General features: G+C 73.9%; 11 protein-coding genes. All 11 read left to right on the top strand.

Annotation, left to right across the window (positions count from 1 at the left end; translation table 11 throughout):
• The first annotated feature begins 14 nt into the window (after positions 1-14).
• Complete coding sequence (gene iolC, locus ACIBST_RS28495; RefSeq protein WP_397176070.1) at positions 15-956, top strand: 5-dehydro-2-deoxygluconokinase; 942 nt, start codon at positions 15-17, stop codon at positions 954-956.
• Positions 949-1,860: a deoxyribose-phosphate aldolase gene (locus ACIBST_RS28500; protein ID WP_397176036.1), complete on the top strand. Its 912-nt coding sequence runs from the start codon at positions 949-951 to the stop codon at positions 1,858-1,860. The genes iolC and ACIBST_RS28500 overlap by 8 nt, the downstream gene beginning before the upstream one ends.
• Positions 1,857-3,695 carry a 3D-(3,5/4)-trihydroxycyclohexane-1,2-dione acylhydrolase (decyclizing) gene (gene iolD, locus ACIBST_RS28505; RefSeq protein ID WP_397176038.1) on the top strand — a complete coding sequence of 613 codons (1,839 nt, stop codon included), beginning with the start codon at positions 1,857-1,859 and terminating at the stop codon, positions 3,693-3,695. The genes ACIBST_RS28500 and iolD overlap by 4 nt, the downstream gene beginning before the upstream one ends.
• Positions 3,695-4,675: an inorganic phosphate transporter gene (locus ACIBST_RS28510; RefSeq protein ID WP_397176039.1), complete on the top strand. Its 981-nt coding sequence runs from the start codon at positions 3,695-3,697 to the stop codon at positions 4,673-4,675. Before iolD ends, ACIBST_RS28510 begins: the two co-directional genes overlap by 1 nt.
• Positions 4,672-5,325: a DUF47 domain-containing protein gene (locus tag ACIBST_RS28515; RefSeq protein ID WP_397176041.1), complete on the top strand. Its 654-nt coding sequence runs from the start codon at positions 4,672-4,674 to the stop codon at positions 5,323-5,325. The genes ACIBST_RS28510 and ACIBST_RS28515 overlap by 4 nt, the downstream gene beginning before the upstream one ends.
• 19 nt (positions 5,326-5,344) lie before the next feature.
• Positions 5,345-7,171: an iron ABC transporter permease gene (locus tag ACIBST_RS28520; protein WP_352324733.1), complete on the top strand. Its 1,827-nt coding sequence runs from the start codon at positions 5,345-5,347 to the stop codon at positions 7,169-7,171.
• The gene (locus ACIBST_RS28525) at positions 7,172-8,269 is read left to right on the top strand and encodes an ABC transporter ATP-binding protein (protein WP_397176043.1); all 1,098 of its coding nucleotides are present in this window, start codon (positions 7,172-7,174) and stop codon (positions 8,267-8,269) included.
• On the top strand, positions 8,266-9,030 hold the full coding sequence (locus ACIBST_RS28530; protein WP_397176044.1) for an HAD family hydrolase: 765 nt from the start codon (positions 8,266-8,268) through the stop codon (positions 9,028-9,030). Before ACIBST_RS28525 ends, ACIBST_RS28530 begins: the two co-directional genes overlap by 4 nt.
• Positions 9,021-9,854, top strand: coding sequence for an inositol monophosphatase family protein (locus ACIBST_RS28535; RefSeq protein WP_397176046.1), 834 nt, complete (start codon positions 9,021-9,023; stop codon positions 9,852-9,854). The genes ACIBST_RS28530 and ACIBST_RS28535 overlap by 10 nt, the downstream gene beginning before the upstream one ends.
• Positions 9,851-10,633 carry a Cof-type HAD-IIB family hydrolase gene (locus ACIBST_RS28540; RefSeq protein ID WP_397176048.1) on the top strand — a complete coding sequence of 261 codons (783 nt, stop codon included), beginning with the start codon at positions 9,851-9,853 and terminating at the stop codon, positions 10,631-10,633. Before ACIBST_RS28535 ends, ACIBST_RS28540 begins: the two co-directional genes overlap by 4 nt.
• Positions 10,630-10,899 (top strand): aldehyde dehydrogenase family protein (locus ACIBST_RS28545; protein WP_397176050.1); only part of this gene is annotated, 270 nt, incomplete at its 3' end. The genes ACIBST_RS28540 and ACIBST_RS28545, both read left to right, overlap by 4 nt.

Consider the following 10,899-nt stretch of genomic DNA (forward strand, 5'->3'; position numbering starts at 1 on the left):
TCGACGTGCTGACGATGGGCCGGGTCGGCGTGGACGTCTACCCGCTCCAGACCGGCGTGTCGCTGCGGCAGGTGGAGACGTTCGGCAAGTACCTGGGCGGCAGCCCCACCAACGTGGCCGTGGCCGCCGCCCGCCTGGGCCACTCCAGCGCGGTGATCACGCGGACCGGCGACGACCCGTTCGGCGCGTTCGTCCACGACGCGCTGCGCTCCTACGGCGTGGACGACCGCCTGGTCGGCGCCGTGCCCGGCCGGCCGACGCCGGTCACGTTCTGCGAGATCAGGCCGCCGGACGACTTCCCGCTCTACTTCTACCGCCAGGACGCGCCCGACCTGGAGATCGCGCCCGGCGACCTGGACCTGGCGGCTGTCACCGGCGCGCGGCTGTTCTGGGCCACCGTGACCGGCCTGTCGGCCGAGCCGTCCCATGCCGCCCACCTGGCCGCCTGGCGGGCCCGCGGGCGCGCCCGGCACACCGTGCTCGACCTGGACTACCGGCCCATGTTCTGGGCCGACGCGGCCACCGCCGGGGAACGCGTGCGGGCGGCGCTCGCGCACGTCACCGTCGCGGCCGGCAACCTGGACGAGGTCGAGGTGGCCACCGGCACCCGCGATCCGCGCGCGGCCGCCGAGGCCCTGCTGGCGGCGGGCGTCGAGCTGGCCATCGTCAAGCAGGGCGCCGACGGCGTGCTCGGCATGACCGCCACGGAGACCGTACGGGTGCCGCCCGTCCCGGTCGAGGTGGTCAACGGGCTCGGCGCCGGCGACGCCTTCGGCGGCGCGCTCTGCCACGGCCTGCTCGAAGGCTGGCCGCTCGAACGCACCCTGCGCTTCGCCAACGCGGCGGGCGCGATCGTCGCCGGACGCCTGGCCTGCGCGCCCGCGATGCCCACGGCGGACGAGGTCGAGACCGTCCTGTCCGCCACCCTCTCGGAAGGAGCCGTCACGCATGCGTGAGCAGGACTACCGCCGGCTGCTCGACCAGCGCGCCTGGCAGCCGGAGCGCGTCGCCGAGGCGGCGGCCGCCCGCCGGCGCCGGCCCCTCAGGAACGGCAGGGAGCAACTGCTCATCATCGCGGCCGACCATCCGGCCCGCGGCGCCCTCGGCGTGGCCGGCCACCCGATGGCCATGCGCAGCCGCGCCGACCTGCTCGACCGGCTCATGACCGCCCTGGCCAGGCCCGGCGTGGACGGCCTGCTGGCCACCCCCGACATCGTCGAGGACCTGCTGCTGCTCGGCGCGCTCGACGACAAGATCGTCATCGGCTCGATGAACCGCGGCGGCGTGCACGGCTCGGTGTTCGAGTTCGACGACCGCTTCACCGCCTACGACGCCCCCACCATCGCCGCGATGGGCCTGGACGGCGGCAAGATGCTGTGCCGGATCGCGCTGGAGGACAGCGCCACCGCCGCCACCCTGGCCAGCTGCGGCCAGGCCGTCACCGACCTGGCCGCGCACGGCCTGATGGCGATGGTCGAGCCGTTCTGGTCCAGGCGGCAGGACGGCGTGGTGCGGCACGACCTGTCGCCCGAGGCCGTGATCCACGCCATCAGCGTCGGCCAGGGGCTCGGCGCGACCTCCGCCCGCACCTGGCTGAAGATCCCGGTCGTGCCGGAGATGGAACGCGTCGTGGAGTCCACGACCCTGCCCGTGCTGCTGCTGGGCGGCGACTCCGGCCAGGACGCCGGCGAGATGTACGACTCCTGGCGCAAGGCGCTGCGCCTGCCCGGCGTCCGCGGCCTGGTGGTCGGCCGGGCGCTGCTCTACCCGCCCGACGGGGACGTGGGCGCCGCCGTGGACACCGCGCTCGGCCTGCTGGAGGGCGGCGTGCCCGATCTCGTGCAAGGAGGTGCCTCATGAGGCTGACCACGGCCCAGGCGCTGACCCGCTTCCTGGCCGCCCAGTGGTCGGAGCGCGACGGCGTCGAGCAGCGGCTGATCGCCGGCGTGCTCGGGATCTTCGGCCACGGCAACGTCGCGGGCGTCGGCCAGGCGCTGGCCGAGCAGGGCGCGGGCACGGGCGACGCGCTGCCGTACTATCTGGCCCGCAACGAGCAGGCCATGGTGCACACGGCCGTCGGCTACGCCCGCACCCGCGCGCGGCTGTCCACCTTCGCCTGCACGACGTCCATCGGGCCGGGCGCCACCAACCTGGTCACCGGCGCGGCGCTGGCCACCATCAACCGGGTGCCGGTGCTGCTGCTGCCCGGCGACGTCTTCGCCACCCGCGCCCCCGGCACGGTGCTGCAGGAGCTGGAGGACCCCAGGTCCTACGACGTGTCGGTCAACGACTCGCTGCGCCCGGTGTCGCGCTTCTTCGACCGGATCAACCGGCCCGAGCAGCTCCCGGCCGCGCTGCTGGCGGCGATGCGGGTGCTCACCGACCCCGCCGAGACGGGCGCGGTGACGCTCGCGCTGCCCCAGGACGTGCAGGCCGAGGCGTACGACTGGCCCGAGGAGCTGTTCGCCCGGCGGGTCTGGCACGTTCCCCGCCCGGTGCCCGAGCCGGCCGCGCTGGCCAGGGCCAAGGAACTGCTGCGCGGCTCCCGCAGGCCGCTGATCGTGGCCGGCGGCGGCGTCCGGTACAGCGGGGCGTGGGCCGAGCTGACCCGCTTCGCCGAGAACCACGGCGTGCCGGTGGGCGAGACGCAGGCGGGCAAGGGCGCGCTGCCGTACGACCACCCCTGCGCGGCCGGCGCGATCGGCCACACCGGCACCGACGCGGCCAACACCCTGGCCCGCGAGGCCGACCTGGTCATCGGCGTCGGCACCCGCTACACCGACTTCACCACCGCCTCCAGGACGCTGTTCGGGCAGGCCGCCTTCCTCAACGTCAACGTCACCGCCTTCGACGCGGCCAAGAACGCGGGCGCCACGCTCGTCGCCGACGCCCGCGAGGCCCTGCGCGCCCTCGACGACGTGGACTGGCGGGCCGACCCCGAATGGACCCACCGGGCCGCCGCCCTGGCCGCCGCCTGGCAGTCGGAGATCGGCCACACCTACGCGGGCCCCGAGCTCACCCAGCCCGTCATGCTCGGCGTCCTCAACGAGGTCGCCGAAGGCGGCGTGGTGGTCAACGCGGCCGGCTCGATGCCGGGCGACCTGCACCGCCTCTGGCGGCCCGCCGACCCCGAGCAGTACCACGTCGAGTACGGCTACTCGTGCATGGGCTACGAGATCGCCGGCGGCCTCGGGGTGAAGCTGGCCGCGCCGGAACGCGAGGTGTTCGTGCTGGTCGGCGACGGGTCGTACCTGATGATGGCGCAGGAGATCGCGACCGCCGTGCAGGAGCGGATCAAGCTGGTGATCGTCCTGGTGGACAACCGGGGCTTCGCCTCCATCGGCAACCTCAGCGAGTCGGTGGGGGCCCGGCGGCTCGGCACCGCGTACCGCACCCGCGGGCCCGGCGGCGAGCTGGACGGCGAGCCCCTGCCGGTGGACCTCGCCGCCAACGCCGCCAGCCTGGGCGCCGACGTGCTGCGCGCCGACGGCCCCGAGTCGCTGCGGGCCGCCCTGGTCAAGGCCAAGGAGTCGGCCAGGACCACCGTCGTGTACGTCGAGCCCGCCCCCGGCGGCGGCCCCGGCGCGCAGGCCTGGTGGGACGTGCCGGTCGCGCAGGTGTCCGGCCTGCCCGAGGTCAGGGCCGCGCGCGAGCGCTACGACGAGGCCAAGCGCGACCAGCGGCTCTACCTCTGATGGGCTGGACGCTGGCCTTCGCCGCGGTGGCCGTCCTGTTCGTGCTGATCAGCGGGGCCAACGACGGCGCCACGCTGATCGGCCTCGGCCTGCGCTTCCCGCGCACGCCCGGCTGGCTGGCCGCCGCGCTGCTGGTGGCGGTCCTGTTCGCCGGGCCGTACGTGCTGGGCGTCGCGGTCGCGCGGACCTTCACCGAAGGGCTCGCCGGGCTCGACTCGGGCAGCGGCGCGGCCGTGTTCCTGGCCGGCGTCGTGATCGCCGTCGTGGTGGTGGCGGCGCTGACCGGCAAGGGGCTGCCCACCAGCCTGACGCTGGCGGTGATCGGCGGCATCGCGGGCGCCGGGCTCGGCGCCGGGCTGCCGGTCGCCTGGCCGAGCCTGGTCACCGTCCTGGCGATCGGGGCGTGCGCGCCGCTGGTCGGGCTGGTGCTGGGCTACCTGCTGGGCACCGCGTCCCGGCGGGTGCCGTCCTCGCGCCGGATGCCGGGGCTGGTGCTGGCCGCCCACCTGGTGGCGTACGCGGCCCAGTGCCTGGCCTACGCCGTCAACGACGGCCAGAAGATGATCGCCGTGGTGAGCGTCGCCGTGGACGTCGGCCGCAACGGGCTCGGCCGGGTCGGGCCCGTCCAGCTCTCGCCGGGGTGGATGGCCGTGCTGGTGGCGCTGTTCCTCGCCGGGGCGCTGACCACGCTGCCCCGGGTGGGCGAGCGGGTAGGCCGCGGCCTGGTCATCACCCGGCCGCTGCACGTGCTGTCGGCCGAGACGGCGGCCACCGGCGCCGTCCTCGGCAGCTCGGCCCTGGGCAGCCCGGTGAGCATGACCCAGTCCGTGACCGCCGGGGTCGTCGGCGTGGTGGCAAGCGAAGGAAGCAGGAGGGTGCGATGGCAAGGAGTGCTGAACATGGGTACGGCGTGGCTGGTCACGCTGCCGTCGTCCATGGCCCTGGGCGCCCTGGCCGGGCTCGGCCTGAGGCTGCTGTGAGCGGCGGACGGCCCCGCCGGCTCGCCCGCGCCTGGGACGAGCTGCGCGGCCGCTCCGGACGGCGGGTGATCGACCTCATCCGCGGCCAGGTCGCCGTCGCCAGGGAGGGCGCCGTGCTGGCCCGCTCGGCCGCCTCGGGCACGACCGGCCAGGCCGCCGCCCGCGCCCGCATGGCCGAGGTCGAGCACGAGGGCGACGCCGCCCGCGCCGAGCTCGTCCGGGCGCTGAGACGGGTGCTGGCCACCCCCATCGACAGGGAGGACCTGTTCCGGCTCTCCCGCTCGATCGACGACGTGCTGGACCAGTTACGCGACTTCGTCCGCGAGGCCGACCTGTTCGGGCCCGCCGACCTCACCTTCGCCGCCGAGCCGCTGGGCGCCGTCATCGACGGCCTGGACCAGCTCGAACAGGCCCTGCTGAAGATCACCGGCGACCCCGGCTCGGTCACCGTGGCCGTGCTCGCCACCCGCAAGTCCCACAGCCGCGTCCGCCAGCTCCACCAGGCCCGGCTCACCGAGCTGTTCGCCGGCCCGCTGGACATGGACACCCTGCGCGAACGCGAGCTGCTCTCCCGCCTGGACGCCGTGGGCCGCCGGCTCGGCGAGGCCGCCGACGCCCTCGCCGACGCCATGCTCAAACGAAGCCACTGAAAACCCCCGAAGGAAGACCATGGCTGTTCTGACCAAGACGGAGCCGCCGCCTCGCCCGCCGAGACGGCGCCGACTCCGCTACCGCCTGCAGGTCCTGCGGCACGACCCGACCGCCGCGCTCGGCCTGATCCTCGTCGTCCTGCTCGCCTACCTCGTCGTCGCCCCCCTGATCGCGGTCCTGTCGGACGCCTTCCGCCTCCAGTTCGGCGACGAGCTGCACGCCGGCCAGCAGCCGGGCGAGTGGACCGGCTACTACCTGTGGCGGGTCTTCCGCTCCCAGATCAGCGGCCTGCTGTTCTGGGGCCCGCTGGTCAACACGCTGGTCGTCGCCGTCGGCACCGTGCTGTTCGCGCTGCTGCTCGGCGGCGGGATGGCCTGGCTGGTGACCCGGACCAACGTGCCCGGCCGCAAGTGGCTGGCCGGGGCGCTGGTGGTGCCGTACATGCTGCCGTCGTGGACGTTCTCGCTGGCCTGGCTGACGCTGTTCAAGAACGAGCGGGCCGGCGGGCAGGTGGGCTTCCTGGAGTCGGCCGGCGTGCGCACCCCCGACTGGCTGGCCTACGGGCCGCTGCCGATCATCGTCACGCTCGGGCTGCACTACTACCCGTTCGTGCTGCTGCTGGTCGGCAACGCGCTGCGCAGGATCGACGTCCAGCTTGAGGACTCGGCCCGGATCCTCGGGGCGCCGCGGCGCGTCGTCGTGCGGCGGATCGTGGTGCCGCTGATGCTGCCCGCGCTCTCCTCGGCCGTGCTGCTCGTGGTCGGGCGGGTGCTCGGCACGTTCGGCACCCCGTACGTGCTCGGCCTGCCCGCCGACTACCAGGTGCTGTCCACCGGGCTGTTCCAGTCGATCAGGGACCGCAGCACCGGCGTGGCCTCCGTGCTGGCCACCGTCATCGTGATCATCGGCGTGCTGATCGTCTTCACCGACATGCGGCTGATGCGCGAGCAGCGCAGGTTCGTCACCGTCGGCGGCAAGGGCGCGATGGACCGGCTGGGCGACCTGCGCGGCTGGCGCTGGCCCGCGTTCGCGCTGGGCGCGGTTGTGTTCGTGGTCAGCGTGCTGATCCCGGTGCTCACGCTGCTGCTGTCCACGCTCACCCGCACGCCGCTGGACCTGTCGACCCTGACGCTCGACTACTGGATCGCCGACCGGCTGCCCGGCGCGGTCGGGTTCCCGCACGGCATCCTGCGCGGCTCCGAGCTGTGGCAGGCCGCCTGGAACTCGCTGCGCATCGTCGGCCTGGCCTCGCTGATCTGCGCGGTCGCCGGCCTGCTCATCGGGTACGTCGTGGTCCGCGGCACCGCGCCGCGCATCGCCGGGTTCCTGCGGCAGGTGTCGTTCCTGCCGTACCTCATCCCCGGCATCGCCTTCGCCGCCGCCTCGCTGTCGCTGTTCGCCGTCGCCCGCGGGCCCGTCCCGGCGCTGTACGGGACGACGTTCCTGCTGATCCTGGTCATGGCCGTGACGCACCTGCCCTACAGCTCGCGCTCGGGCATCGCGGCGATGATGCAGCTCGGCCGGGAGCCGGAGGAGGCCGCGCAGATCGCCGGGGCCTCCTGGTGGCACCGGATGCGGCGGATCATCTTCCCGATCCAGAAGGGCGCCCTGGTCACCGGCATCGTGCTGCCGTTCATCTCGGGGCTGAAGGAGCTCAGCATCGTCGTGATGCTGACCACCACCGGCACCCAGCTTCTCACGACGCTCTCCATCGGCCTGGTCGACTACGGATACACGCAGCTCGCCAACGGCGTCGTCCTCATGATCGCTTTGCTCTCCTTCACCATGACTTCCCTGACCCAGCGGCTGACCAAGAGCAGCCTGGCGTCCGGCCTAGGAGGATAGATGCCGAACATCACCTTGAGCGCAGTCTCCAAGAGCTACGGCGGCGGCGACTACGCGGTGAAGAACCTCGACCTCGTGGTCCCCGACGGCGCCTTCATGTGCCTGCTCGGCCCCTCCGGCTGCGGCAAGACCACCACGTTGCGCATGATCGCCGGCCTCGAACAGCCCACCGCGGGCAGCATCGCCGTCGGCGAGCGCGTCCTGGACTCCGTCGAGCAGGGGGTCTACGTCCCGCCGGAGAAGCGGGCGATGGGGCTGGTGTTCCAGAACTACGCGCTCTGGCCGCACCTGTCCGTGCGCGACAACGTGGAGTTCGGGCTGCGCATGCGCAAGGTGCCCGCCCCCGAGCGGCGCTCGCGGGCCGAGGCGGCGCTGAGGATGGTGCACGTCGACGCCGCGATGGACCGCTACCCGTCCCAGCTGTCCGGCGGCCAGCAGCAGCGCGTCGCCCTGGCCAGGATGCTCGCGGTCAACCCGTCCGTGCTGCTGCTGGACGAGCCGCTGTCCAACCTCGACGCCCGGCTGCGCCTGGAGATGCGGGCCGAGCTCAAGCGCATCCACGAGGAGTCCGGCGCGACGATCGTCTTCGTCACCCACGACCAGCTCGAAGCCCTCACCATGGCCACCGACGTCGCCGTCATGAACGAGGGCGAGCTCCAGCAGCTCGCCGCGCCCATGGAGATGTACGAGCGGCCCGCCAACCGGTTCGTCGCCGAGTTCGTCGGCAGCCCGCCGATGGCCATCGTGGACGCCGGTCCGGCGCCCGGCGGGCTGGCCGGATCGCTGCTGCGGTTCGTGGAGGCGCGCGGCTCGGGGGTCACCCCGTCCGCCGTCGGCATCCGGCCCGAGGCGCTGCGGCTCGGCACGCCGCCCGCCGCCGCCTGGAGCGAGGACGCAGTGGTCGAGGCCGTGCTGCCGGCCGGCTCCTCCTGGACGGTACGGCTGCGCGTCCTGGACACCGAGCTGTTCGCCCTGTCGTACACGCCGGTACGGGCCGCGCCCGGCGACGTGCTGCCCTGCTGGACCGAGCAGCTCCACCTGTTCGGCGCGGACGGCGCCCGCATCTCCTCCTGGGACCGGGCGGAGGTGACCGCGTGATCCGCCCCAAGGCACTGCTCCTCGACTTCGGCGGCGTGATCGTCGAGACCGCCAAGCGCCCGTCCTGGGCGGCCGAGCTGGCCGCCGAGGTGCACGCCATGCTGGCCAGGACCGGGTTCGACGGCCTGACGGCCGAGGACGTCGAGAGCGACATCCGGGCCGGGGCGCGGGCCGACAAGTACTGGAAGGACTCCACCTCCCGGCAGTTCGCGCCCGAGGAGATGACCCACCGCCGGTTCTGGGCCGAGTTCGTCGCCACCGACTGGCCCGAGCAGGCCCGCACGCTGGTCACGGTCGAGGCGACGCCCCTGTGCAAGCGGATGGGCGAGCTGCGCAGCGACCGGAAGCTGCGCACCGGCATGGCCGAGCTGCTGAACGCCTGCCTGCGCAACGGCGTCGTCCCCGCCGTCGTCAGCAACGCGCTGTGCGGGGCCGTGCACCGCGACTACCTGGCCGGGAGCGGCCTGGACCACCTGTTCGCCGCGCAGGTCTACAGCGACGAGGTCGGCGTGCGCAAGCCGAACCCCGAGATGATCCTGCTCGCCTGCCGCGCCCTCGGCGTGGACCCGGCCGACGCCTGGTACGTCGGCGACAACTACGACCGGGACGTGATCTGCGGCGCCCGGGCCGGGGCGGGGGCGACCGTCCTGATGGTCTCCGCGAGCACCGACAAGATCCCGTATCGGGTGCGGCAGAGCCCTCAGGCCACGGTCGAGGACCCCCGCGCCCTGCTGACCCTCCTGGAGGAGACATGGACGTGAACACCTCTCGCGAGCTGGCCGCCATCGCGGCCGAGGCGGCCAGGGCCGTCGGCGACCGGCTGCGCGGCGCCTTCCGCTCGCGTCCGGAGATCCAGACCAAGCGCGACTTCCACGACCCGGTGACCGAGCACGACAAGGCGGCCGAGGAGGGCATCCGCGAGGTGCTCGACCGGCTCTGCCCCGACAGCGTCGTGGTGGGCGAGGAGGGCGGCACCAGGGGACAGGGCGCCATCAGCTGGTACGTCGACCCCATCGACGGCACCGCCAACTTCGCCGTCGGCCTGCCGTTCTTCTGCACCTCGATCGCCGCCGCCGTGGACGGCGAGGTGGTCGCCGGGGTGATCTACGACCCGGTGCGCGACGACGAGTTCACCGCCTGGCTCGGCGGGGCCGTCTGCAACGGCGAGCCGCTGCGCAGCGCGGGCGCCCGCGCCGACCGCGAGGCGGTGCTGCTGTCCAGCTATCCCACGCCGCGCGACCTGGCCGAGGACGAGGAGGGCGCGCTGCGCCGCTTCTCCAGGATGACCCAGTCGTTCGCGACCATCCGCCGTCCGGGCAGCGCCGCGCTCAAGCTCGCCCACGTCGCGGCCGGCTGGTCCGACGTCGCGTACGGCACCCGCGTCAACGCCTGGGACGTCGCGGCCGGATCGTTGCTGGTCAGGCAGGCCGGCGGCGTCTACATCCCGCTGTCGGGCAGCATCTTCGAGCCGGGCGGCTACCTGGCCTGCGTCGGCGGGTTCGACCTGGCCTCCTCGGTGCTGTCCGACGTGGCCGCCGGAGCCGCCGGAGCCGACGGGGTCGCCGGGGCGAGGAGCGCGACGTGATCCGCTGGATCGTGACCGACCTCGACGGCACGCTCGTCGGGCGCGACCTGGCCATGGTGCCCGCCGCCCGGGACGCGCTGCGCCGCTACCGGGCCGCGGGCGGCGAGGTCGTCATCGCCACCGGCCGCATGGAACGCTCGGCCCGCCCCTACTACGACGAGCTGGGCCTGGACGGCCCGGCCATCCTCTACAACGGCGCCCGCACGGTGAACCTGGCGACCGGCGAGGTGCTGCGCTCCCGCCACCTGCCCGCCACCGCCTGGAAGACGCTGCTCGGCCTGTTCGGCGAGCTGCCCGCCGGCGTGTACCCGGTGGCCTTCTCCGGCGGCGAGGCGCTGGCCGTGGACGACGTCCAGGAGCTGCGGGACTACGCCCGGCGGGACGGCATCACGCTGCGCGACCCCGGCGACTGGGCGGCGCTGCCCCCCGACGGGATCACCAAGTGCATGCTGATCGGCGACCGCCTGCCGGAGCTGGACATCGCGGGCACGGTCACCGTCCGGTCGGAGGCGACGTACCTGGAGGTGCTGCCGGAGGGGGCGACCAAGGGCAGCGCGCTGCGCGAGCTGGCGAAGGCTCGCGGGGTGCCGCTGGAGCAGATCGCCGCCATCGGCGACAACCCCAACGACATCGACATGATCCAGGCCGCCGGCCTGGGCATCGCGGTCGGCGACGGCCACCCCGACGTGCTGTCGGCCGCGGACGTGGTCTCGCGTCCCTGCGCCGAGGGCGCGCTCGTGGACGCGGTGGAACTGGCACTGGGAGAGGGAGAACGGTGAAGTCGGTCAAGCACTGGATCAACGGCGCCCTGACGGACGGCGGCGACCGGACGGCGGAGATCTTCAACCCGGCCACGGGCGAGGTCAGCGGTCACGTGGCGCTGGCGTCGGCGGCCGAGGTGGACGCGGCGGTGGCCGCCGCGGCGGCGGCCTTCCCGGCGTGGCGGGACTCCTCGCTGATCAAGCGGGCCCGGGTGCTGTTCCGGTTCCGTGAGCTGATGTACGCCCATCGGGACGAGCTGGCCGCGCTGGTCTCGGCCGAGCAC

This window comes from Nonomuraea sp. NPDC049684 (assembly GCF_044465345.1).
In the GTDB taxonomy this organism is placed as follows: Bacteria; Actinomycetota; Actinomycetes; order Streptosporangiales; family Streptosporangiaceae; genus Nonomuraea.

Coding starts and splice junctions, on each gene's coding strand:
- iolC (WP_397176070.1), top strand. CDS start 15: ATGGGCCGGGTCGGCGTGGACGTCTACCCGCTCCAGACCGGCGTGTCG.
- ACIBST_RS28500 (WP_397176036.1), top strand. CDS start 949: ATGCGTGAGCAGGACTACCGCCGGCTGCTCGACCAGCGCGCCTGGCAG.
- iolD (WP_397176038.1), top strand. CDS start 1,857: ATGAGGCTGACCACGGCCCAGGCGCTGACCCGCTTCCTGGCCGCCCAG.
- ACIBST_RS28510 (WP_397176039.1), top strand. CDS start 3,695: ATGGGCTGGACGCTGGCCTTCGCCGCGGTGGCCGTCCTGTTCGTGCTG.
- ACIBST_RS28520 (WP_352324733.1), top strand. CDS start 5,345: ATGGCTGTTCTGACCAAGACGGAGCCGCCGCCTCGCCCGCCGAGACGG.
- ACIBST_RS28525 (WP_397176043.1), top strand. CDS start 7,172: ATGCCGAACATCACCTTGAGCGCAGTCTCCAAGAGCTACGGCGGCGGC.
- ACIBST_RS28535 (WP_397176046.1), top strand. CDS start 9,021: ATGGACGTGAACACCTCTCGCGAGCTGGCCGCCATCGCGGCCGAGGCG.